General features: G+C 45.9%; 24 protein-coding genes. 4 read left to right on the plus strand and 20 right to left on the minus strand.

Going from position 1 to position 24,678, the window contains the following annotated elements; translation table 11 throughout:
* Positions 1-28 precede the first annotated feature (28 nt).
* The 7 genes from MHH46_RS23485 to MHH46_RS23515 form a co-directional block, all read right to left on the minus strand.
* Entirely contained in the window at positions 29-1,987 is a 1,959-nt protein-coding gene (locus tag MHH46_RS23485; protein ID WP_076191837.1) for a carbohydrate-binding protein, read from the minus strand.
* 381 nt (positions 1,988-2,368) lie between these two features.
* Complete coding sequence (locus MHH46_RS23490) at positions 2,369-3,379, minus strand: glycoside hydrolase family 130 protein (RefSeq protein ID WP_143762734.1); 1,011 nt, start codon at positions 3,377-3,379, stop codon at positions 2,369-2,371.
* Between the two features lie 56 nt (positions 3,380-3,435).
* Positions 3,436-4,272 carry a carbohydrate ABC transporter permease gene (locus MHH46_RS23495; RefSeq protein ID WP_036683306.1) on the minus strand — a complete coding sequence of 279 codons (837 nt, stop codon included), beginning with the start codon at positions 4,270-4,272 and terminating at the stop codon, positions 3,436-3,438.
* Positions 4,273-4,286: 14 nt separating this feature from the next.
* Complete coding sequence (locus MHH46_RS23500) at positions 4,287-5,189, minus strand: carbohydrate ABC transporter permease (protein ID WP_036683309.1); 903 nt, start codon at positions 5,187-5,189, stop codon at positions 4,287-4,289.
* 104 nt (positions 5,190-5,293) lie between these two features.
* Positions 5,294-6,676 carry an ABC transporter substrate-binding protein gene (locus tag MHH46_RS23505; protein WP_036683312.1) on the minus strand — a complete coding sequence of 461 codons (1,383 nt, stop codon included), beginning with the start codon at positions 6,674-6,676 and terminating at the stop codon, positions 5,294-5,296.
* Between the two features lie 172 nt (positions 6,677-6,848).
* A complete protein-coding gene (locus tag MHH46_RS23510; protein ID WP_076191843.1) occupies positions 6,849-8,480 on the minus strand; it encodes a response regulator in 1,632 nt (543 codons plus the stop codon).
* 3 nt (positions 8,481-8,483) lie between these two features.
* On the minus strand, positions 8,484-10,292 hold the full coding sequence (locus tag MHH46_RS23515; protein ID WP_076191845.1) for a sensor histidine kinase: 1,809 nt from the start codon (positions 10,290-10,292) through the stop codon (positions 8,484-8,486).
* 200 nt (positions 10,293-10,492) lie between these two features.
* Between MHH46_RS23515 and MHH46_RS23520 the strand changes: the two genes are divergently transcribed.
* The gene (locus MHH46_RS23520; RefSeq protein ID WP_036683320.1) at positions 10,493-10,780 is read left to right on the plus strand and encodes a hypothetical protein; all 288 of its coding nucleotides are present in this window, start codon (positions 10,493-10,495) and stop codon (positions 10,778-10,780) included.
* Between the two features lie 141 nt (positions 10,781-10,921).
* Here MHH46_RS23520 and MHH46_RS23525 read toward each other — a convergent pair whose 3' ends face one another.
* From MHH46_RS23525 to MHH46_RS23560, 8 genes are all read right to left on the minus strand, one after another.
* The gene (locus tag MHH46_RS23525; protein ID WP_076128874.1) at positions 10,922-11,194 is read right to left on the minus strand and encodes a helix-turn-helix transcriptional regulator; all 273 of its coding nucleotides are present in this window, start codon (positions 11,192-11,194) and stop codon (positions 10,922-10,924) included.
* Between the two features lie 191 nt (positions 11,195-11,385).
* Complete coding sequence (locus tag MHH46_RS23530; protein ID WP_305954154.1) at positions 11,386-11,646, minus strand: hypothetical protein; 261 nt, start codon at positions 11,644-11,646, stop codon at positions 11,386-11,388.
* Complete coding sequence (locus tag MHH46_RS23535; RefSeq protein ID WP_076191848.1) at positions 11,640-12,062, minus strand: hypothetical protein; 423 nt, start codon at positions 12,060-12,062, stop codon at positions 11,640-11,642. Before MHH46_RS23535 ends, MHH46_RS23530 begins: the two co-directional genes overlap by 7 nt.
* Positions 12,063-12,124: 62 nt before the next feature.
* On the minus strand, positions 12,125-12,442 hold the full coding sequence (locus MHH46_RS23540; protein WP_405132520.1) for a hypothetical protein: 318 nt from the start codon (positions 12,440-12,442) through the stop codon (positions 12,125-12,127).
* A 105-nt stretch (positions 12,443-12,547) separates the two neighbouring features.
* Positions 12,548-12,682, minus strand: a complete 135-nt coding sequence (locus MHH46_RS23545; RefSeq protein ID WP_256715948.1) for a hypothetical protein — start codon at positions 12,680-12,682, stop codon at positions 12,548-12,550.
* A gap of 178 nt (positions 12,683-12,860) precedes the next feature.
* On the minus strand, positions 12,861-13,307 hold the full coding sequence (locus MHH46_RS23550) for an RNA polymerase sigma factor (protein ID WP_076191854.1): 447 nt from the start codon (positions 13,305-13,307) through the stop codon (positions 12,861-12,863).
* A gap of 224 nt (positions 13,308-13,531) precedes the next feature.
* On the minus strand, positions 13,532-14,656 hold the full coding sequence (locus MHH46_RS23555) for a M56 family metallopeptidase (protein WP_076191857.1): 1,125 nt from the start codon (positions 14,654-14,656) through the stop codon (positions 13,532-13,534).
* Position 14,657: 1 nt separating this feature from the next.
* Positions 14,658-15,026, minus strand: coding sequence for a BlaI/MecI/CopY family transcriptional regulator (locus tag MHH46_RS23560; protein WP_036683325.1), 369 nt, complete (start codon positions 15,024-15,026; stop codon positions 14,658-14,660).
* A gap of 303 nt (positions 15,027-15,329) precedes the next feature.
* Here MHH46_RS23560 and MHH46_RS23565 point away from each other — a divergent pair, with 303 nt between their 5' ends.
* Entirely contained in the window at positions 15,330-15,998 is a 669-nt protein-coding gene (locus MHH46_RS23565) for a hypothetical protein (RefSeq protein WP_036683328.1), read from the plus strand.
* Between the two features lie 262 nt (positions 15,999-16,260).
* Here MHH46_RS23565 and MHH46_RS23570 read toward each other — a convergent pair whose 3' ends face one another.
* Complete coding sequence (locus MHH46_RS23570; RefSeq protein ID WP_076191859.1) at positions 16,261-17,853, minus strand: sensor domain-containing diguanylate cyclase; 1,593 nt, start codon at positions 17,851-17,853, stop codon at positions 16,261-16,263.
* Positions 17,854-18,443: 590 nt separating this feature from the next.
* Between MHH46_RS23570 and MHH46_RS23575 the strand changes: the two genes are divergently transcribed.
* Positions 18,444-19,637, plus strand: a complete 1,194-nt coding sequence (locus MHH46_RS23575; protein WP_076191862.1) for a transposase — start codon at positions 18,444-18,446, stop codon at positions 19,635-19,637.
* 220 nt (positions 19,638-19,857) lie between these two features.
* Here the strand turns inward: MHH46_RS23575 and MHH46_RS23580 are convergent, their stop codons facing one another.
* The 3 genes from MHH46_RS23580 to MHH46_RS23590 form a co-directional block, all read right to left on the minus strand.
* On the minus strand, positions 19,858-20,937 hold the full coding sequence (locus MHH46_RS23580) for a DUF4238 domain-containing protein (protein WP_081387825.1): 1,080 nt from the start codon (positions 20,935-20,937) through the stop codon (positions 19,858-19,860).
* Positions 20,938-21,062: 125 nt separating this feature from the next.
* Complete coding sequence (locus MHH46_RS23585; RefSeq protein ID WP_076191864.1) at positions 21,063-21,356, minus strand: YolD-like family protein; 294 nt, start codon at positions 21,354-21,356, stop codon at positions 21,063-21,065.
* Between the two features lie 1,183 nt (positions 21,357-22,539).
* Positions 22,540-23,001, minus strand: a complete 462-nt coding sequence (locus tag MHH46_RS23590; protein ID WP_179086285.1) for a hypothetical protein — start codon at positions 22,999-23,001, stop codon at positions 22,540-22,542.
* A gap of 266 nt (positions 23,002-23,267) precedes the next feature.
* Here MHH46_RS23590 and MHH46_RS23595 point away from each other — a divergent pair, with 266 nt between their 5' ends.
* Positions 23,268-24,122 carry an AraC family transcriptional regulator gene (locus tag MHH46_RS23595; RefSeq protein ID WP_076191869.1) on the plus strand — a complete coding sequence of 285 codons (855 nt, stop codon included), beginning with the start codon at positions 23,268-23,270 and terminating at the stop codon, positions 24,120-24,122.
* A 208-nt stretch (positions 24,123-24,330) separates the two neighbouring features.
* On the opposite strand, the gene MHH46_RS23600 is transcribed toward MHH46_RS23595, so the two are convergent.
* The gene (locus MHH46_RS23600) at positions 24,331-24,663 is read right to left on the minus strand and encodes a transposase (RefSeq protein ID WP_081387827.1); all 333 of its coding nucleotides are present in this window, start codon (positions 24,661-24,663) and stop codon (positions 24,331-24,333) included.
* Positions 24,664-24,678: the final 15 nt, after the last annotated feature.

The raw sequence follows: 24,678 nt of genomic DNA on the forward strand, positions 1-24,678 counted from the left end.
ATTGCAATTAAATCAAACCGTTTCCATTCTATTTGAACTGGAACCAGGTTAAATTTGCAACTGTGGTTGAATCTGACTTAACAAAAGTTACATATACGGTATGGGTCCCTACGGCGGTCCCGGCATTAAGCGGGATATTCTTGACTGACCATGTCTGCCATCCGCCTGTGTTTTCTGCTGTCCAATAACCCAGCATAGTGCCCGTAGGACTGTCCAAGTGGAATTCTATTCTTCCGCCGGAATTAGCGGATGCAACCTTCAAATCAATACTTGTTTTAGCTGTACTACCAAAATCTACATTTTTAAATGCTATATAGTCGCCATTACTCCCTCCACCAACATCCAGCCCACCATCAGTGCTTGCCTCATAGGAAATAACACCTGAACTAAGGTTATAGCCTTCCGCTTCAAATTTCAATGTGTTGAATTTTGGAGCTGCAGCATAGCTGTTAGTATCTGTTATTTTCAATTCTGCCAATGTAGTTGCCGCAACTCCACCGACGCGAACATTGTTTAATGTAACTCCGGAGACAGTAGATGTGTCACTCCAACCCTTCATTATTGAAACTTCACCTAAAGCGCGTAAATTTATATTATTATAGACCACATTTTTTATCGGACCGGTTTTCGCAGAAAGATCAAACCATCTGGAGTGAACACCGGATCTTGGCCAGAAGCCTTCTACATCTATATTGTCAAATATGATGTTTTGTGCTGCTGGAGTTCCATAAAGATGACCTACTGCTAAAGCACGCCAGCACCGGTATACATAAGAGTTTTTAACAACTATGCCATCCTGAAGCTGTTTCACTCCATCTCCAACCTTAAATGCTCCACATCTGCTCCAAGCCAAAGCATCATCCACAACTACATTTGACTGGCTTTCAGGACTTCCAGGCCAGTTTGCAGCTATATCCGTAGTTTCTACATCCCATGTCTTAAATGAGTATGTGTCATCCTCCGATACTGCTACAGTGTGCTTTATGAGTACATTCTGGCTCTCTTGAATGTCGATTGCATCATTTTCATAATCAAGTTCATTGTTGTTGAAGTGCTTTGTATTCTGGAATGTTACGTTATTAGATCTTGTAACTATTGTAGCCCAGCCACCGCTGTCTCTTATTGTTATGCCGTCAACCGTGAAGTTGCTGCACTGCAAGGGTACAAGAATATTGTTCAAATAATTGTTTGTATTTCTCATATAATGGCCATTGCCGTCAATAGTCCCCCTGCCGTATATCTTAATATTGTTTGCATTTGTTTCAGTATAAATAAACCATGTTCCATCCTTACCCAGAGAATTCTTATGAAAATGGGTAGTGTAATCGCTTGGATTTCCTGAACCCCTTATAACAGAACCACCCTCCAGATAAACCGAAACATTGCTTTTTAAAACAAGGTTTCCGCACTTATAAACACCGGCTGGAACGTATACTATACCGCCACCTGCTGCGTTAGCCGCATTTATGGCGTTTTGTATTGCAGTTGTAGCCATAGCGGCACCGGTACTGTCGGCACCGTACCCGGTTTTAACATTGTATATACCTGTACCGGATGAAGCCGGAACATTGGTTTCAAGAGCATCTGCCGCAATAACCAGATCTTTCAGGTTGTTGATTTTAACTATAAGATATGTTGGTGATGAAAGTGTAAATGTAAGTGTATTTCCGCTCTTTGTTGCAGTGATTCCCAAAGCTTTGGGAGAAATATTATAGGTATTGATTGTCTCGCTTGCTGTTATTGTGATTGTAGTAGTTCCTGAAAAAGAGAAATTACAATAATTATAGTTTACAAATACCGCCGAAGTGTCGATTACCGGTATATTTGTAGAGTCTGCTGTTACCGTGTATTGACTGGTCGTGGTATAGATCGACGGTAATGGATAGCTTACAATTGTGCCCGCCGCTCTTGCTGTCAAAGGAACGACAGCTAAAAGACTGGCGAGCATACAAACAATTAAACTTAATAGTTTTAACCTTTTTAGCATAAATAAACACCTCTTTCATATCTTCAGAAAATACTCTGTCATCAGTGAATAATGATTTCACCAGTGATGCTCTATTACTCTTTTCATAAAGTCGTCATATTCCTGTTCAGCTTCGGAAGTGGCAGAGTAATACTAACCTTTTCTGCATCAGCAAAGTTTCCTTTTAAAATACGGCCCCGGTTTTGTTCACCTTGTGCAGGATTTCTGCGTTGGTCGCTACTACTGAGCTGTATTGTTGCATTTTATGCACAATCTCCCCACGGTCACTGCTATTGATTTAGCATTGTTGCACTTCATGCACAATCTCCGCGTAAGCCGCTCCAATCATGGCACATGGCCCTACTGTTACTCCGCATTTCCGCCCTCAGCCTGCTTCCAATCTTATCTATGCTCCGGCTCCAGACAGAGCCGGAGCAGATCGTCCACATGGGCCGTTGCCAGACATTCCACCGTATCCGCAGAGCCGTAATAGATCTTGACCTCGCCGTCATCCTCCAGAATCATCCCTCCCGGAAAAATCACATGATTGCGGAAGCCCCCGCCAATCTCATAGTCTGTCTCCGGTGCCAGCAGCGGCTGCCTGCTCATGCCGATCACCTTGCGGGGGTCCTCCAGATGCAGCAGCATAATTCCGGCGGTATAGCGCTTCTTCCAGGTGTCCTCCCAACCTTGCTTGCCTCTGGCCGGGTCCACATCCACCGCATGGAAGGTGGTCAGCCAGCCCTTATCCGTCCGGACCGGAGGTGCGGCCGGGCCAACCTTGTCATTGGCAAACGGCACCTGCTCGACGGCGAGCAGTAGGCTGGAGTTGCCCCAATGCTTCAGGTCCGGCGACTCGGAGATCCAGGCATCGAAGCGGTCCCGGCCGCCGCGGCTGTATACCGTGAAGGGACGCTCCAGCCGGACATACTTGCCGCCGATCAACTCGGGAAACAGTACCATATTGCGCAGGTCCGGTGTAGACAGGCTGAGCACCTCGAAGTGTTCCAGATCATCGGTAACGGCAATTCCGCCGCGGATGCCATGGTGCGTATCCACGGCAAAACACATATAACAACGGCCGCCGATCACGGTCAGGCGCGGGTCGTAGGCGCGGATAATTTCCTCGTCATGAATTTTGAACACTGGCTTCGGGCCGGCGGTCCAGCTCAGCCCGTCGTCACTGTAAGCAATGCCGAGATCCGTGGTGTGGTGCGGCTCAAGCGTCTGATCTACCAGTGAGCCGTAATCATTACGGAAGATCATCACATACTTGCCGTTAAATTTCGTTACACCGGCATTGAATACCAGTGCGGTGGGGTAAGGAACCTTCGTTGCATCCAGCACAGGATTGCCCGGATACCGCCGGATGAACGGGGCAGATTGCAGAATTGCCGGAGCGTGTTGAGTCATGGGATGTACCTCCTTGAATGTTAAATATGGAATATGGGTTGCGCAGGGCCGGACCGCTACCCTTTGAGGGAACCGGCTGTCATCTGCATGAAGGATTTGTTGGCGAACAGATAGGCTACGAGAATCGGCAGAATGGACAAGCAGGCGCCTGCCATCATATAGTGGGTCTGGGAAGCGGCCGAAATCCCGTATTTCAGGTTCGCCAGCCCGACAGTCAGCGTCTGCAGCTCCGGCTTCGTCATCGTGAACACGAGTGGCAGCAGATATTCATTCCACGCGCCGCGGAAGGTGAACAGCGCACCTACGCCGAGTCCAGGTCCGAGCAGCGGCAGAATAATCCGCCAGAAGGTGCGGCCGGGGGAGCTGCCGTCCATCAGCGCCGCCTCATCCAGCTCACGGGGAATCCCCTTCATGAAGCTGGACAGAATGAAGAAGATCGAAGCATGGGCGGAGATCAGAATCAATATGACCCCCCACAGGCTGCTGTGCAGATGAAGCTTGACCATCAGATCAAACTGCGGACGCAGCACGACCGCCCCTACTGCCACGAACATAGTGAAGGATTGCAGGCCGATATACAGTTTCTTGCCTGCAAAATCCATCCGGTCCACCACATAAGCCGCCATGGATGATACCAGCAGCGTGCCAACCACCGCCGCCAGAGAGACAATCAGGCTGTTCAGCGTATATCTGGAGAAATTCGCCTGCGCCCAGGCTTCGGCATAGTTCGAGAAGTGCCAGCTATCCGGCAGGAAGGTGGCTCCCGCAGTCAGTTCGGCATTTGTCTTGAAGGAGCCGAGAATGGTGATAACAACCGGAATCAGGGTGATAAAAGCAAATGCCAGCAAAAAAATCCACAGGATGATATTGCCCAGTATGGTTCTTATTCTCATAATAGCCTCTCTCCTCAATCGGTCTGATTCATACGTCTGGATGCGTAGAAATAAATGAGCGATATGATCCCGACGATGACCGCAGACACGAAGGCGACCGCACTGCCGTATCCGAACTCTTGGACCTGGACCGCCGCGCTGCCTCCGCCGACAGGGAAAAATAATTTGTACAAATACAGGAACATCACCTCTGTCTTGCCTACAGGACCGCCTTCGGTCAGCACCATAATGCTCTCGTATCCCTTCAAAGCTGTAATGATCGCCAGCATAATGACCATCTGCATGACAGGCCCGAGCATCGGCAGGGTGACATAGCGGAACTGCTGGAGTCTGCCTGCTCCGTCCAGGGAAGAGGCTTCATAAACATCCTCCGGGATATTCTGCAGACCGGCGAGGAAGAGCAGCATGTAATTGCCGACCGCCCCCCAAGCCGCAACCAAAATGACGGTGAGCATGGCATATTTCGGCCCCAGCCAGTCCACACCGGAATCGGAAAGGCCCGAACGGATCAGGAACTGGTTGAGAATCCCGTTATACGAGTTAAAGATCGTGAAGAAGACTACGGCCATTACGGCGGTACTGATGACGGTCGGCATGAAGAAAATCCCCCGCAGCAGCTGTCTGCCCCGCAGCCCCCGATTCAATATGGAGGCCAGCAGCAGAGCCAGCGGAATAGTGATCAGCAGTTTGCCGCCTGCATAGACAAACGTGTTCACCACCGAATCCCAGAACTGGGTATCCTTCAGGATGCGGCTGAAATTGGCCAGCCCGGTAAACCGGGCCGTTCCGAACCCTTTGTAATCATAGAACATATAGCGGAACGCCCAGGCAATCGGATAAATCCCGAGGACCAACGTGAGCAAGGCACTTGGAAAGATAAAGCTGTATGAAAATAAGGCTTGTTTTGTTTTGTTCATCTGGTTTCTTCCGGCTCCTCTCCCTTGCGGCCAGAGCAGAGGGATGGGAAAGCTGCTTCCTCATCCCTCTGCTTTGGCCTATATCTCTATCCCTGACCTTCCATCTACTTGGCGAACTTGCCGCCCAATGCGGCGGGGTCAAAGCCGGCATCCGGCTCGGCCTTCACGCCATCATTCGCAATCACGCTGTCCAGTGCAGTGTTATAGCGTTTGTTCAGATCGGCGATAATTGCCTTCAGATCGCCGCCGTTCAGCATATACTTGAAGAAGGCGTCATCCGATTTCATCCCTTCCGGTGCTACAGACGGATAGACCGGCCACACTCCATCGTGCTTGTTCGGCAGGAAGCCTTCAATGCCGTTCACATCCGGTGTCTTGGCTACTGCGCTGACGGATGGAACCATGGAGATACCAAAGCCTTTTTCCTGATAATCCGTCAGCACCTGATCGCCGTACATGAACTCCATGAACTTCCAGGCTGCTCCTTTGTGCTCCGACTTCGAGCTCAGCGCCAGCCACTGGCCCCCGAGGAAGCCCGAAGCCCCCTTCACGGTGCCGTCGATGGTCGGAACCGGAGCGGCTGCCCAGTCAATCTTGGCCGGGAACTGATTCTTGTAGACGCCCGGCTCCGAGGAGTAGGACATATACATTCCGATTTTGCCCTCTGCAAACTGCGCCCGCAGCGGATCAATATCCAGCGATTCCACACCCGGCAGCATGCTGCCGTTGTCCCGGATCTGCTTAAAGGCATTGATGATCGATTCGAAGCCGCTGAAATCGTAGCGGGCCGTCTTGAAATCATACCCGAAACCGCCGTAGCCGCTCATCTCCGCAATCACCCGCGCCGAACGCGCAAACGCGCTTCCGGGGCTTTTGAAGTTCTGGGCGAAGCCGTAAGCGCCGTCCGCTTTACCGGCTTCCGTCAATTTTTTAGCGGTATCCACCAGCTCCTGCAGGGTAGCTGGCGGATGCTCAACGCCTGCTTTGGCGAACAGATCCTTGTTGTATACTAGACGCATGGTTGTTCCATAATTCGGCAGACTGTAACGCTTGCCGTCAAATTCATTCAGATCCGGCATGACCGGGAATTTCGTCTTCAGCTCATCGGTGAGGAACTCGTCAATGGGAGCGAGAAAGCCTTTTTTGTAGAAGGTCTGGATGGTATTCTCCTTCACCCGGATTACATCCGGCGCATCGGAGGTCTGGAAGGACAGATCGAGTGCGGTATCGAAGTCGTCGCCCTTGACAACCAGCTCCACCTCAATCCCGTCAGTATTGGTTGCGTTGAACTCGGCTACCTTGTCCTTCACGAAATCCGCATCATGACGGTCGCCGGTCCAGTAGCTGATTTTGGTCTTGTCCCCCGAGCCGCCTGTCTTCCCGTCTCCCTTACCTTCTGCAGCATTGCCACCGTTACCGTTGCCGCAGGCTGTCAGGCCAAGTGCCAGGACCAGGCTCAGAGATGTTATTAGCATACGCTTCATCATTGGTAGTTCCCCCTTATATATCCCTGTTGTATTCGCTTACAACCTGATTATAGACGGATTGGCGCATCCGGATAAGGCGGGTAAGCCCACTTTAAGGGCAGATTTCTGCAGGAGCTTTATACAGTGAAGGGAGGCCACCTCCGCCCTGCGGACATGCCTCCCCTGCGCATTTTTATTCTTTTCCAAGATAATGCAGTTTGAACTCGGACGGGGTCATTCCGGTATATTTCTTGAACACCTCGCTGAAATAGCGCCTGTGCTCATACCCGAGATCCTGGGCGATCTCCTGAACCTGCCGGCCGCTGATCAGCATCGCCTTAGCCTTCTCCATCTTCTCGTGCATCACATACTGCTGAAACGAAATCCCCTGCACCTTCTTGAACAGGTTGGAGAAATACCCCTGGCTGAGGTTAATCTGCTTCGCCACCTGCTCCAGCGACAGCCCCGTATCCAGATGGCTATCGATATAAGCGGCGGCCTGGCGGATAATCCGTGTGGACTCCAGGGAACGGACCTCCGTAACCAGCGCACAGGCCTCCCGGCACAGCCCGGACAGCAGGTCCCGGATATCCTGCAGGGAAGGATGCACCCGGTTCTTCATGACGGTAATCCTGCGCTCCAGCGGCTCCACCTGCCCGTAGGGGAACTGCTCCAGCAGGACCCGGCAGATCCTGTAGCCCAGCTCATAGCCGACGCTTTCCACATAACACGGCTCAGGCAAAAGCCCGCTGTCCAGCAGCTCCGCGAATAGTTGATCGAGCATCTGCAGGCTTTTGGCAGAATTGCCGGAACGCAGGGCGAACAGTAACTCCTGCTCAACGGCGGCGGAGTAGCTGTGAAGTGCGAGCGGTTTATTCTCAATATTGCTGTAAATGTAGACCCCGTTTCCTCCGGTGTAGAAATGATAACCCAGCGCGCTAATCGCCTGCCTGTACGCTACACCCAGCTCCTGGATCGCCGCTACGCCCAGCCCCACGCCAATGGAAAGCGTATGCCGGGAGAATCGGCTTACATTCGTGCAGCAGGCCTCCGTAACCAGCGCGGCCGTATCCGGGTCCGAGCCGTTCATGATGCAGACGTACCGGTCTGTCGCCTCCCGGATGATAACGCCGCGGGTCCAGGCGGAAATCGTCTCTTCGAGAATATTATGCAGGCTGAACCGCAGCAGCTCGACCTCCTGCACAGGCTGGCCGCTCAGCTTCTCCGTGAAATGATCGATTTCGGCGACAAACACGAAGAAATCATGCTGGTCCAGAGGGATATCGAGATAGGCCCAGCGGGAACGTGCATCCGATTCTGTCGTCTGGTGGTGCAGCAGGAAGATGAGATATTCCTGGCGGAGAATAGGCAGACTTTCTCTAATTTTGGCCTCCATCACAGCAAGTCTGGTGGTCTCCTGACGCTCCTCCCGGCACAACTCCCTGGCCTTCAGCACAGCCTGCACAATCTCGTTCAGGGAAAAGGGCTTCTTGACGAAATCAAGCGCCCCTAGTCGGATGGCTTCCTGGGCATAAGAGAACTCCGAGTAGGCGCTGAGGATAATAATCTTGCAGTCCGGCAGTTCCTCCAGAATCGCCCGGGTCATCTGCAGGCCGTCCATTCTTGGCATCCGGATATCAGTCAGCACAATGTCCGGCCGGGTCTCGCGGATAATCTGCAGCCCCGCTTCACCGTCCAGCGCTGTACCGACTACCTCAATACCGTGCTCCTGCCATGGCGGCTTGCTCGAGACCATCTCCACCACACTTTTAATATCGTCGATTACACATAATTTGAACCTTTCCAGCTCCAGCTTCCGGTCCATCCTTCATCTCTCCTCTTCTGAGGGAATCCACAGATCCGTCCGTGATCCCTTACTTGGTTCGCCGCCCACATCCATACGGGCTTCGTCCCCGTAATACAGCGCCAGCCGGTGCCTGATGTTGAACAGGGCATAACCTTTCCTCGACTGCGGAGCACTGAGCATCCCCTGCTTGACCCGTACAGCATCAAGTCCCCGTCCATTGTCGGTAATGCAAATATGCAGCAGCCCCTGCTCCCGGCTGACCGTGATGTCTATCCTGCCTCCTAAAGTCCGGTCGCTGAATCCATGCTGGATGCTGTTCTCCACCACCGGCTGCAGGATAATCTTGGGCATCAGACAGGTAAGCAGTGCCTCATCCTCTACCGTCACCGTGTATTCGAACAGACCTTCATAGCATTTCTGCTGAATAGCGAAATACTGCCGCACGTGGGACAGCTCATCCGCAAGGGTAATCAGATCCTTGCCGCCGCTGAGCCCGATCTGGAACATCTGCGACAACGACAGGATCATCTCATTTACATCGTCATTCTCCCCCATGACCGATTTGCAATAGATGGTATTGAGTGTATTGTACAGAAAGTGCGGCTCCATCTGGGCCGTAAGCGCGCGGATCTCTGCATGCCGCTTGTCCTCCTCCTTGGTCTTCACATCCGCGATCAGCGTCTTAATCTCTGACATCATCCGGTTGAACTGAAAGCCGACCTGGGCAACCTCGTCCTCATAACGGCTCTCATACACCACGCTGAGCTGGTTCTCTTCGACTCTGCGCATCAGCCGCCGCAGCTTGAACAGGGGCTTCAGCAGCACAGATGTCAGCTGGTTGGAGATCAGCCAGGTGGCCAGCAGGAAAACAACGATGACATAGAGGGTAATGCGCTGCACCCGCTGCAGCTTGCCCAGCAGCTGGTCCCGCGACTGCATGCCGGAGATGATCCAGTCGGGTGATACCGCTGAGCTTGTATAATTAACCAGATACTTCTTGCCGCCATAGCTGTAGTAGTGGTCCTGCGGATCGGCCGCTTTCCCGGCTTCGGCAAGCACCGGCTTCCAGGGGAACCTGCCCCGGAACGGCCAGCGGGACTCCACCACCGCCTCTCCTTCCCCGCTCACCAGATAATAATTTCTCCCTGCTTGTTCTCCGCCTGTATTCAGCAGCTCATCTATCCGGCTCTCCCTGATATTGACCACAATAAATACATTGCTGATCGGCGTGTAAGGGTATTCATAAATCCCCCGGACTACGAAAGAGACCACCCGCTGGCTGCCCGTGAACAACCGGTCATAATGTCCTTTGGCCCAGTAGCCGCCCGGCCGCTCCTTGCTCAGATCATATAATTCCGAGCCGTAGAACGAGTTATCCTGCGCCCGGATCTGCGTAGTGGAATAGAAATCGCCAATCGGGGTAACGATCAGCACGTTTTCGATGATCGGCTGATTGAACGTTACCTGGGAGAGCACATATTGCAGATCCGACAGATGGACATAGTAATTCGACACATCATGGCTGAACACATCGAGCATCATCTTGCGGTACGCATCGCTCAGCATCAGGGACTGCACAGACAGCGCCACATCATTCAGGCGGGAATCCAGCAGCTGTGCCGTCTTGCTTACGGTCTCCCGGCTGCCGGCGTAGGCATTATCCTCGATCTCCTGCGCGGCAATCCAATACGAGAAGCTGCCCATTGCACCGATGGACAGCGTAATCAGCACGATGAACGAAAACAGAATCCTCTGTTTGATGGATATCCGGTAATACCTGCCGGCGATCTGCTGCCGGATCGTACGGCCATAGGCTGTGAATGTATTCATAGTTCCCCCTTCTTGAGCATGAATCTCCCTATGTTTGTATGTTCTTGTCACTTGTACCATATGGCTGCTCCAGTCCGGTGTCAAGACAGAGCATGATTATTTAGCGGATTCCGTCCCTTATTATCAATAGGCAGGGGGCCCTCCGCATAACATGGTGCGAATTCACTAATCATGGCTCAAGTTGACGGGAAGCTGCGCGATTGAGTAATTATGCTTGTGACGGTCAGTCCATTCCGTTTGATGCCTTTCTGCGGCAAATGTTGAACGATCCAACAGTAGCAGAGCTCACTGATTTTGTTGCCTCATACGTAAAAAATAATACAATTAGCCAAACTGACGGTTTCAAGGGCGATTCTATGAAGCATGAAACAGAGATGGGGGGAACGTTGAGCGAAGTCCTGCCCCAACTGAATACTGGCGGCAACGCAGTGTTCACTTATTATGGCGGCGGGCAATCTGGTCTGCTTCATGTGGTATTCCATGTATAGGTCTGGTAACAATATACTGCTTCCATTTGCTGCTTCGACATCTGGATGTGAAGATGTAAAACTACGTCAAAATTTCAATTTTACGTTTTTATTTCCGCTTGATCATCTTTACAGTAAATCACGCTTAATTTTTGCGATCTGTCACAGTTCTAGCTGTTCTCTAGGGTTAAGCCCCTTAACAGTCTGCAATAACTCCACTACTGTACCACTTAATTCACCAATAGTTGAATGCTCCTTCCCGGTTAAAAGCCATTCATAAGAACAACCGAACTCAGAGCAAATTGAGAAAACCGTCTCTACTGCCGGCTTACCTTTTCCAGATTCCAAATCACTAAGGCTGCCTTGAGAAACACCGATTTTATTAGCAAAATCCGTTTGATTAAGATTATGTATTTTTCGTAGTTGTACCTCCACACTACGATTTGTGCCAACAATTGATCCACGAGCTTTTGAACCTAAAATCAGTTTTAGCCATTTAGAGTATCTTTAATAATACTCAAGGAAAACCATTAAAAAAGCCCTGATAAATCAAGGGTTTCTTGACCATCAGGACTAAGATACTTGTGCCAAAAATCGTTACAAACGCTGACAAGATGAATTACAACTCACACGTAGATAAATTCTCCGCAACCTTTAACAAAATTCTCGGCAATTTCCTTTTGACTCACCCGGGTTACAATCCCCGAAAAAATACCAAGTGCAAAGAAAAGCGCTCCGATCTCGGTCATATACCAGCCTTTGCTCAGTATTCCCCAGACAATAAGCCCCAAAGTAAAGATGAAGCCGCCAATAATTAATTTATCCCGATTCGAGAAACTTACTTCTATCCCATCGTTCTCCTTGATGAAGTGTTGGCGGTTTAGAATATCATTTTGGAATACCGCTGAAAATCACCATGGCTATCGGAATCACTTTTGAGTCTTCCGGCTAAAGCCATCAGTGCCCGGTCAATCGCCCCCGTCTGCAGAATAATTCTAAAAGCTCCCCCTACAATCAGGACGAAGGCGACGACATCAGCAGCATTGATGATTCCCTCCAACGGCGCACTGGCAATTTGGGCAAATCCTTGTCTCAAATCCCCTTGCTCACTGATTTTAGGAACGGTATGATAGGTTCCCGGGATGATGGCTGTTCTCGAGGAACCATCCACCAGCACTTCCTGGCGGTCAAATTGGCCGCTCGGGACAATCCAGGTTAATCCGGCAATAGCCACGATAATCAGAAAAATCAATGTATAACTATGAGGAAGGGACCATTTTATTTTAAGTTTAACCGTTTCCATTTCTACCCATCGTAATCGGAACATTGGCCTCAAGCATGGACTTGTAATTATAAAACCGGCTTTCATTTTCTTTTCCGGCCACAGCAGCCATATAAGCATCCAAGCGCGAAATGGACCTGCAACGGCAGCTCTCCCGCTGCTTCCAGCTCTTCAAGGACCGGCAGCAAACCGCTATGCCTGTCAAAGCCTATATCTTTTATCGAAGTTACACCCCGCTTAGCAAGCATTCGGACAAAGTCCAAAAACTCTTGTCTGACTAATTCCTGATCCTGCATCATGTCATGAAGGAGACGGGCGCGTGATTCCGCGCTGCATTGGTTAGGGAGAAACTGATACTTATCCTGGGCAAGCTTGTTCATCCAACAATAGCTTTTCGTCAAATTAATGGCGATTACAGCCCTGTCAGTAAAAGCTTCGTCTAATAAGCTTTGCCCCGGAAGCTCGCCCCAACACTCTTCACTCCACCCGTAAGCGTATACATTTTGCTATAAGGTTTTTTTTGCCTCTTGTTTTAGCAACTCTAAAGCCTCTTGGATTGTAGCGACATTCGTCAGATCCACTCCACGGTGCATGGACATGTAACCGGTAAAAAATACATGGTTATCATGTACACCAGGCATAATGAACGCATCCTTCAGATGATGAACAAATGTTACCGGTCCTATCCATTTCTCTGCTTATTAAGCAGCTCCACGATAGCCGTAACCTCTCCTGCATAACAAGGTTGAATACAATACTTGCTGCGCCACTGTTTTTTTGCGCCAGAACACTTATATTATTTTCATGATTGCTGGCTGGTTAAACTATGTTTTTCAAAACTTTTTTTAACTTCTTCTTTACTCGCTGAACCCGTTTTTTACAGGCCTCTACAGAAATCCCAATTTCATTAGCCGCCTCCATCATTGAATACTTCTCCAGAGTAATTTTTTTAAGTAATTTATAGTCTTCAATATTGGTTAAGTCAGAAAATATAAAGTCAACATCAAGTACGTCACTATCCTCAAAGATAACGTTTTCATCTATTTCGAATGAAGTTACTACTATATTTTTAAGGTATGCCCGACTGCGAACTTTGTTTTTAATAACATTCTTTAATGTATTAAATAGCCAGCCTTTCGGATTGGAACAAAATAGAAATTTGTCGGCTTTAGCACATGCGATTCTAAATGTGTCCTGAACGGCTTCTTCGGCCAGTGTGCGGTCATTCAACTTGCTTTGTGCATATGCCAACAATGAACTATACATTTCCGTATAATACTTTTATGGTGCGACGTTGATTATCATTTAGCACCGCCTTCTCACCACCATTTCCTTTTTATGAAATACAATCTACTTTAGTTATAATTTTATATAAACATATAAATATTGGTATTTCAATACTACCCTATAAACAGATAATAGGAACACTTTTTCAAAAAAAATTAAAAATAAAAAAGCAACCCTCTAAAAGGTTGCCTTCTTCCTATTCATCATTTATATCCTAGGTTATTTGCATAGCGGCGCAATAGCTCTTTGAGGCGTGTTACCTCATTAACAATTTCACTATCGCTATCAATATTGTCATTTCTGTCATACGACGAAGTAACAACTTCGGTAGTAGTAGATGCTTGAGGTTCATCTGCGTTAGCTGAAACGGTTAACGCGGACCCTATCCATATAATTGCTATCAGCGCCACACAAAGGAATAGAACACCATTTTTCTTCTCTTTTAGGTCCATGATTGAAGAAATGCGATTTTTCAAACCTTTTTTCCCTCCATAAAAATTACTTGATAATGCTGTTTGGAGCTTCGCCCCATTCCTCGCAACAGTAATAATGATTTCCCCATATTGTATTCGCCGTTGATGATCTGCGTTTTGTAAAACCAATGCGTCACAAGAGATTTCACATTGTTCCGCTGCCGCTTTTGCCATAAGATAGACAACTGGATTGAACCAATGAAACGAGGTTGCAATCAAGATCATGGCCTTGCACCAGAGGTCATGCCGTTTAAGATGAATCAACTCATGCTTTAGAATTAGATACACTTCATCATCTGATAGTTTCACTCGCGGCAGTAAAATGACAGGCTGTATAAAGCCAATGAACATAGGACTTGTAACGCTTTCACATACGCATAAACCTATATGCTTTTTAATCCCGAGTTCCGACCTTACACTGTCTAAAATCCCTTGAACCTTCGCATCGGTTACAGGATCACTCCAACGACGTACCGTCTTCATAAAACGACTATGCCGTAGAGCATGATACAGTATTATGATTACAATACCGCACCCCCAAATCGCTGTAAGCACCCACCATAAAGAGATTGTTGCCCAAGCATCCCCCCTATCCCCAAAGTCCATTAAGGGGACAGTACGGATTATGGATGGAACAAGCGTTGCAGGAAGATCCGGCATGGTCACAGGGAGAACTAATAGGTCAATCTGTGGACGAAAGGGGAATATCCAGCCTACCGCAAGCAGCAGCCAAACCCTATAATTCCACTTTGCGACATATCGTTTGGATATAAAGGGCTGTATTGCCGCGTACACAAGCGTCAGCAATGACATAGATACAGAGCATTGGAGCACGGTAACTAAAAATCCCTGCATATCACTCCCTCTTATCTTTCAGCCAATTTTCCAATTGATCGAGGTCACTGTCCTTTACTTTGTTACTAGCATATAGCGTAGCAACCAAGCTAACGAATGAATTCGCATGAAAACGCTCCATAAAGTCGCCTGTTTCAAATTTCAGGTACTCCTCTTTGTTAATTAAAGGGAAATAAGTGCGCTCTTTTCCCTTTTTTTCAGTTCGAATAAAGCCACGCTCAACCAACCGTAACATAAGAGAAATGACCGTTTGCGCTTTCCATTTCCTATCATTTCCAAGCTGTTGCATAATAACATTAGTCGTTATAGGTGAATCATTGGCCCACACAACTTTCATGATATCAAACTCTGCATCTGGCAATTTTCTCATTATTTCTATTAATCAACTCCTTTAAGACAACTGTCTACAATGATATTCTACATTTGTCTTGAATTCATGTCAAATCTATAAAATAGAAATATTTTATCCTATTTATCACCCACAAAAACAATATTGGGATATTTTTGAAAATCTTTGTCCCCAATTCGATACATTAAGACATATATATTATGAAGAAGCATTTTCATAGTTTAACACTAATGAAACGGAGGCAATTCCGATGAACAATTAACGAATACTTTCACGTTGAACGAAAAACCAAATTCCCAATTTTAGAATGGAGGCTACTAATTAATGAAAAAGAAATCTCTCTTTGTTTTCTCGGCCCTGGCTCTCCTCCTCCTCCTCACTCCAAGCTTTGCGCTTGCAAGTAATCAGCAGAACTACTTCGCTTCCCTGTCGGAAGAGAAGCTCGCTTATCAGGATGTTGACGCAGCTCCTACGGAATGGAAAGACGACATCTTGAATGCAAGGAATTCTATAATATACAGTACTTCTTGGACTGTTGATGGTCAGGTTGGCTATGAGTTGCCCGATGGAATGTTAGTAGAACTTCCAGAATTTTCGGACCTTTTTCCAGGTTGGGATGTTCCTAAATTGAAAGAAGATGTACGAAAAGAACAGTTAACTAAGCCTCAAACTTATGATTTTCATACCCTAGCCGCGAATTATGTTGGGTTTGTCTACTTATTTGAACCCTCAAATTCTGGAGCGTCACTACCGTTTTACACCTTTTATTCCAGCGCTAATAGAGTCACAATGATAGGTGATTCTTTACCAGGGACAAGCTATAATGCCGGTTTCACAAATCTTAACACTGGTTCGGATGTAGGTTATGCAAATAACTTACCGCAAGGTGGAAAACTATATCTCACTAAACTGAATTCAAACACTGCATATGGGGCTCGGGCTAGCACGTACAGCACAACAGGATATGCGCAAATGAGCGTAGTTGACGGCTAAACTCATCATCTGATTCTGTAGTGTCGGGTAGATGTTTGAAACGTAGATTGATATGTATGGGTAATCAAGGACTGCTTGTTCATTGAGGTTATTCGCTTTCTTCTAATTGATAGACTGTTTAATGCTTCTTCCATTATTGCTATTGCTGCCTTTTTAACTTTTGTTAAACGTATAGCCATTGACAAAACCTCCTTCTACTTCATCTGATTTAGTCAGATATAGCAAAGGAGGTTTATATGCTTCTATATTTCGAGCCATTGTTTCAAACATCAGCGACCATAGTCTGGTTTCTTCCCCTGCTCTTGGCCAAGTATAACGCCTGATCCGCCTTCTCCAGCAGCCCCTCCCGCTCCAATGTATGAAAAGGATAATGGGCGATTCCTAGAGAGATTGTAACCTGTGTCTCGATTGGCCCCCTGCTTTGTTCCATTGCCCGCCGGACTCTTTCAGCTATGATGAAAGCTTCCTCAGGTCTTGTGTGGGCTAGCAAGATGATGAACTCTTCACCGCCGTAGCGGTAGCAAACATCGTCTGGACGAACCGAGGTAACTATAACTTTGGCTACATGTTTCAGCACTTCGTCGCCGATGAGATGACCGTAAGTGTCGTTCACGAGTTTGAATTTGTCTACATCCAGTACAATGAGCGAAAACGGTTGTCCTGAGTCAATCCACTGACTCATCGTATACTCTAACGATCTCCGGTTCATTAAACCGGTCAGAGCATCCGTCGTAGCCTCTTGGGTCAGTTGATCCGTCTGCTTCTGAATATCCGTCACGGCAAGCAACACAGCCTTGGTCAGCAGATCTGCCTCTCGGCTCCATTGCGGCTTCGCTTCTGGCAATTCAATCTTCTCCTTGCCCATCCTGCTCACCAGATTTGCCAGGTACACAAAAGGCCGGGCCAGCTTGCGTGCTACGAGAATGACGCCCATCAGGAGGATAATGAACGGAAACAACGAATACCAGAGAATGGTCCGAAGGTGCCCCATCAGTTGATGATGGATGACACTAATCGGCGAAACGACCACAATTCCCCATCCGTTGGCTGGAACGCTGGAGTATCCGGCAAGCATTTCAACGTCACGGGTGTTACGCACTTGCTGTTCCCCACTCTCCCCATTCATGAGTTTCTGCACAACCTTGTTATTGCTGACATCCTCCCCAATGAGCTGCTTATCCGGGTGGTACAACAGATGCCCGCTGGAATCCACAATATAATAATAGGAGCCAGAATCGTCCACGTTATTGTCGCCAAAAATCATAGACAAAATATTGTTCTCCTGCAGATAAAATGTGCCGCTCAAAATACCGCGATATGTACCATTCTTGCTAAAAATCGGCTGACTCATAAAAACGATTAGTCTATTGGTGGTTTGGGTCATGTAGGGGGAGGATATGTAAGGTTTTTTTAACGCCAGAGCTTCCAAACCGACCTTAGAAGTAATATGGTTTCCTACTGACCCCAAACTAGCCGGTACTACATTGCGGATCAGCCCGTCGGCATCGAGCACGGCGATAGAATTGAAGTAATTGCTACTATTGCGCATCAGTTCCAAATTATCATCCACTTGCTTCGGCGTTGAGGTTTCGTCATCGGAGAGTGTGTCAGCACTGTATTCCAAACTGCTGCGCATGGACTGAAATAAGGAATCCATTGTTTTGGTCATTCGGTCAGCGTTGTAGTAATTCAGATGGAGTGTAGTCTCCATCAAGGACTGTTTTTTGGACTCGTAAGAGCCAATCAGAAGGATGCTTGAGGTTAGTAGAACCACCAGCGTAACCAAGCCCGTAAGCAGCGATGTAAGACTGAGCTTTTTACTTTGACCCGGGTCGGCTCTTCTCAGTGTAAGCAAACTTTAACCCTCCTTGGTTCTTGAAAACTAGATTAATCAATAATACAACAAATTAAGATGTTATTCGACAGTAATCAATGGGCTCGGATCTCTCATTTCACTGTACGTACCGTTTGATATACGGCGGTTCATGAAATCTTACATATTAAAAAACTCCCTCCAGAGCTTGTGATTAGACAAGCTCTGAAAAGGAGTGTTATTACCCTGAGTCCTGTGTGTTTGAATGTGATTCCCAGATATACAGAACCTTTTTTGTGTTCCACACTCTCTGCGTTCAGATATTTGGATATGCAGCCATGTTAGCAAAAATGTTAGCAGAAAAATATGAGCAGAGCCTTACGATCCTGCTCATTTCACTTCCAAAGACGGTAAGGGGACAATCTATGGACCCTACCCATTCGTTATAAGGAAGATTTCAGATTCGCAAGGGAAATGCGGAAGAAAATTAAGCAGGGCATGTATTTGAGCATTTTGCATTAATCTAAGTCCTTGCTACACAAAGGAATTTTGGATATAAAAAAGGACTTCACCCCAACTTGGAGAAGTTTTTTGGTGACGAAACCAAAACACTCAAGAGGAGGAAGCCCCCTTTGTATATTCTCCAAGAAAGTCTATTTTCCTTTGAAGAGCTTCAAAAAATGGATTCCAAAGAACGTCTTCCCATCTTTTTCAGCGCTCTCGACCTGCGTCCTTATGCGAGAGAATTGAGAAAACCTTCACCCCGAGGAGCGGAGGGGCACTGTCGGCAAGGCATTCTTCGTGCCTTACTCGCGGCTCCCTTGGAGAACATCGATACGTTCACTGGCCTCGCACGCAGACTGGAGTTTGACCTTCGTTTCCGTTACCAATGTGGACTTCGGCTAGACATCCCTGCCCCTTCGATTTCCACTCTAAGCCGGGTTTTTACCGAGTTGACTCAGAAAAGCCTTGCCCAGCAGTTGTTTGAGGATCTTGTGACTCAGTGCCAAGAAGCTGGAATCATCGACGGCACTCATGTCGCCATCGACAGCGCATCCATTCACGCTTACGAGAAAAAAGAACCCAAGCGAAAAAGCGAGCTCACTGGCAATGCCAACTGGGGTGCAAAGTTTGACACCTTCGGCAATAAAATCAAGTGGTTTGGCTATAAGCTGCATCTGGCCGTCGATGCCAAAAGTGAACTTCCGATGGCACTGAAGGTAACCCCTGCCCATGTGAACGACGGAGACGAAGGGCCTGCACTCACGACGCTGGCTGCTGCAAAATCCAAAGTGAAATTCTTCATGCTGGATGCGGGCTACGACCAAATGAAAAACTACGAGGGAGCCCGGAACGTCAAGGCACAAGCCATTATTCCGCTGAATCCACGGAATGAAAAGGAACCGCCAGCAGGAATTACGCGCAAAGGTACGCCCTGTTGTTCGATGGGCTTTCCCATGACGTATTGGGGGCAAGAGAAGACATCTTTGAAATTCCGTTGTCCACATGCGACAGGACATGTGAATTGTCCTTTAGGCATGGCCGCTTGTTCGTCCTCTAATTATGGAATGGTGGTCAAAGTTGACAGCCAAACGGATCTTAGACGTTACGCTCTACCGCATCGAGAAAGCCGAGGCTGGAAGGAGCTTTACAATAAACGGACCAGTGTAGAACGCTGTAATTCTCGAATGAAGACCTATTTAACCGCAGACCAGCTCCATGTCTGGGGGATTCAAAAGGTAACAACCCACCAATATTTAAATGCGATTGTGTTACTTGCTGCTGCACTTGCCATTGCGAAGCAACGAGTCCAAAACGCCGCTTAAAATTTATGATTCTCCGAAATTCTGCCCGTCTGACCATTTATAACCGAAATCACAAAACGGGGCTTTGGAAGTGGTTAGACTACGACCTTAGAATCGAAAATTGAATTATGCAAAATGCTCAAATAGGTATAAGATCATAAAACTCAACGCTTAATTAAAAGATCAGAACCATAAACTTACGCCTATCAATAAAAGTATACTTGATTTCACTTTTCTCAACTCAAAATGAAAATATACTTTCTTCAACTTGCGCACGTGGATGTACTCCGATTTTAAATACTAGATTTTTATCATTAATAGTTCTCCATATTCGTTTGACTTCCACATAATATTCAAAACAGCATAGCTTAAACTTTTTATTACTCCCACAACCACAATAGTCATTTCTGCCCAAATTATTGAAGTCTCTAAAATGCATAGGATCAGTAAAAAGCTCCCAAGCTCTCTTCTCCTTCTCATAAAAGAAGACTTCATTTTTTAGTGTTGATCCACTTACTTTGCCAGAGTTGTGGCCAATATAAATTGCAGAAGGAGATCGCCATTCAAAATAAGGTAGGGCCTCTTGAAGTGTACTCTTTTCTTTCCCAACACATTTTTTATAGGAATTATTTATGATAACTTTGTTAATTTCGAGTACTTGTTCGTCAGTAAGATAATTTATGGATTGAGGTCGAATATATTCTGGTTTATGTCCATGATAGAAAATTGCATAATACTCATTGGAAAGAGGTACTAATATTAGAACCTCAATAAGTCCTAAATGTCTATTACTAATATCAGAGAATCTACTTTTAATTCTTAATGCAGCTGTAGAGATGTACTGATCGCTGATTAAGAAATTCCCAGATTTGCTTCTAATAATAGCAAAATCATAATATTTTCTGATAGTTTCGCTAAGATTGTTTATGTAATTCGTATTCGATAATTTGTTAAGCATCGTTGAAATCCGATTCTCTTTACTTGTAGTCTCATGTTCAAATTCATACAATAACGCACCACTTCGATAGTAATAAATTATTATTGCATTAAGGTAGGAACGGATATACTCTTCAACACTACTTAATTTCCCCTCACCACAATCAACCTGCCTTAGTAAACGTAATACTTCAACAATAGCTGGCCCAAAGTCATCCTCAATTTTTTGAAAAAAGTTTTCTATTGCGTTGGTCGCTAATTGTGAATGCTCATTTGTAAAGCGTTCTGACATAGAATTTCGATAAGGGATTTGGTACGGATCGGCATTTTTTTTCAACCAACACTTCAGAAACTTTACCCTTATCAGCAAAATGTTTAAGAACATTCTGTGGAATATAATGTTGATTTTTCACTATTTCACCCATTTAATCACCTACCATTAATGTCAAATCATCATCTTCAGTTGCTTCAACTACAATTCTATATCAACCCAAAATTACAAACTAAGGCCTAGCCCTTCGATTCAATTACGTTTAAGATATCCTCTATTTTTATCCATTCTGATTGATCTCCAATAGTTCTCAATTCAATTCGTTGTAACTGATAATCTACAGTCATTACGATACCGTGTAGCACTCTATCATAATTAGGATAAAATACTTTTAACCATAATGGACTATGATCTTCAATAGACTTATTTATGGCACTTTTTATCACTAGTAATTGAACCCTAGTAAGTTTAGGTTTTGTACGTAATATAATATTTTCTTTATCCAATAAATCCCCATCTATTTTTCTTTTCATCTATTATCCTCCTGATAATTTGTACAGTAAGTCTAGCAAACACCTATAAAAGAACATTTGTTTGTATTATATATATGCGAACATCTTTTATCAATGATTAACTTAGTATCACTTGCATATATTGCTCAGTGGTGGCGTTATAAATTTATTAAATGATAACTTACATCAGTAGTAGCTAAGTACTCTCGAAATGGCTAAAATGAATTTTGATTACACAAAAACAAAGACTGTAACTCACAACGAGTATACAGTCTTTGTCTTAGCAGCAAGCTCGGCCTGCTGGGTAATTCTACCCCAAGCTTCTTAAGTACCGTACCATTCCATTACATTCATGGCGATCATCTTTTTGACTTTGATTAAGATTAATGGCATTCGCAAACGCTATACATATGACTGGTATTCCTTTCCAACCTTTAGTCTTCCTCCTGCAAGCATTTGTAGTGCACAGAATGAGGAGAAAATAGCAGAAATATTAATAGCATCAGGCTTCTGTTGTTCTACTTGAAAGGTAATTTATAACAAAAAATAGTGAAATATTCCGTTTAAACGGAATATCTCACCTATTGAATTATTGGTTAATATCTATATTTTGGACCGTAAAACATGTACCTACTGCATATTGATTCCTCTATCGAAGCCCTTAGGGGTAACTTGATAATTCACATTAGATTTAACAGTTAACGCTATCAAGATCTCTTATCAGAATAAAAACATCCCCACGATGGAGACTTCTCATTCTCGCAAGGCCAGTTGGCATTGGCAAGCGTTTCCGTTCTAACTTCGCCGCTTCCGGCTATAACAATCCAATCCCCCTCTTGGAGACATTGCCAAGCAGTACATCTCCTGCAGTAAATACATGAGATTTCTCAATATCTTTAATGAGAAGCATCACGGAAGCTCCGCCTTTAGCCACATTGATAGTATCCGGATTTAACTGCTGAATTAAGTCCTTAGTCCTCGAAATTCAGGAGGTCTTTAACCTCCAGCTTATCCAACTTGTTTATGATCCAAGTGATACATAATTATTATATATATTGCTTAATAGATCGATCTTTTGAACTTATATCTGGGATGTTTTGTCATCAAGTGATATAGCATAGCTGGCGGATATCAGAATCGTACTGCAAAGAAACGTCCAGATCAGCAACCCTAGTAAAACCCACATTTTATCTCCTCCTTCACTCTATTGTTTCTCTGTTCCCCACTGATGGTGGCCGAGCAATTGTTGACCAAGTTCAGTAAGAAAAGCCGGGGGATGTTGCCCCTCGAGATATTGCTGCTCCCGCTGTTTGATCAAGGCATGATTGTTCTCTTGAGCCGGAATATACCTTAGGGGGAACCAATCTCTATCCGTATAACTCGTAATCCGCAATCGCCGCTGGTCAATAATAATTAAATCAGCCAGGTTGGCTTCAAGAGCTAAAATTCGATTTCCATCTTGCATGTTAATACTGCTTCCGTCTATATTAACGGACAAGAGTCTAGGATACCCGTCGATTTCGCACTGCAAAACTCCACCCAGATAGCGGGAGTATTCAAGATAACGGCAAATGCCGAATATATCCGTGGCATAGACCGGATGTCCCAGATATACTGATGATGATTCAAGGAACCCGTCAATGGCTGACTCTCCATTTGTCTCCACGCTTCAAAACGCAACACGTAGAAAAACGGAACTGCTTTTCGCATGTGCACGTATCCTTTCTCTTCCCAGGTATGGCGAACCGCGCCGTGGTCAAGTATCAATATGTCACCACATCCATTCGCTTAAAATCTCTTCTTATCCTCATATCAATTTTACAAATGAACCGAACGGGGAACAATAAAGGTTGTTGTTGTCTTTCGGTAAAATATGATATATCTTGTCATTATAATGTCATCCAATCAATAATGTTTGAAAGTAGGTGTCTTATGCGCGAGAGCAACGACTTATTATTAACCCATACTTCTTTCGCCTACAACAGCAAGCTGATTTACGCTGGTAAGTTAAGCGACAACCCGGAGTGGAAATTTGCGCTTCATAAGCATGAAGATTTGCATGAAGTTATTTTTATTGAAGGCGGAATCGGTTCGTTTGTGATTGATGGTAAGGCCTATACTGCAAAAAAAGGGGATGTATTGATTTATAATCGGGGGATTTTGCATGAGGAGCAGTCTGATCCAGACAAACCATTGTTTACCTATTACTGCGGATTTCGCTTCAACTCTCCTATTGCCGAACAACGTGATTGGGTCATTCAACCCGACCGAGAACCAGTCATTCGTTCGAACCATTATTCAAATGAGCTGTCCTTGCTGATGAAGACATTATTTGGCGAGTTTTCGCTGCGAAATAGTGGTTATGAACAGATCTCTCAGCATTTATTAGAAGCTATCCTGCTCCTGCTTGAACGCATGCTTCTTTTGCAGCATCATACTACAAAGGAAGGGAAATCCCCGCTTGCCAATCAAATCAAAGAATATTTAGACACTAATTACAGACGCAAGCTAAGCCTTATGGACCTGGCACAATTTTTTCATATCGACTCCTATTATCTGGTTCACATATACAAGAACAATTTCGGAATCTCACCGATCAACTACTTAATTCAGCGCCGTATGGGAGAAGCCATGAGACTATTGGCCAGTACCAACAAGAAGGTATGGGAGATCGCCAAAATGGTTGGATACGACAACCCCAATTATTTCTCCATTCTGTTTACCCGTGTAATCGGTGAATCCCCCCGCAAATTCCGAGAGAGGAACCAGAAGGATCTGTATAATTAATGATTCAACTTCAGGAGTTCATTTTTCTAAACAAAACCTTTCTTATTACAGGGTGAACTAAAGATCCAACCTTCAGTTGATAGAAACGGACGTTCTTGTTCTTCTTAGTTTTGGTGGGGGCATTTTCGAGAATTCAAGGTATGAGTTGCTGGAGTGGGGTCTGAAAAACCAGAATCACTAGCCTCATCTGCGAAGAAAAAAAGAGCCTCTATGTATGTATAGACCTCGGAACCGGAGGGTCACAATATCTTATTTGTTTTAATAGATTCTTAACTCCCTTGTATAAAGGGGAGGGGTACTGCCCTCGACGAGCTGCGAGCGTTGGGAGTCTAAGCTTGTTCGCTGTCATGTACACCATCGCAATCAAGTTTTGGACATTACGGTAGTCCCGCGTTTTTCTCTTTACCGCTTGGATGAGCCCGTTAATAACTTCAAGGAAGCCATTCGTCATACGACTATGAAACCATCGTAAGATGCATTCTTCGTGTCGCTTCAAGGTAAGCGTCAAACCTAGCCCACCTGTAAACCTGACGCCAGTCATGAGATCATAGGCATA

This window comes from Paenibacillus sp. FSL H8-0175 (assembly GCF_045040615.1).
Lineage (GTDB): Bacteria > Bacillota > Bacilli > Paenibacillales > Paenibacillaceae > Paenibacillus_AQ > Paenibacillus_AQ odorifer.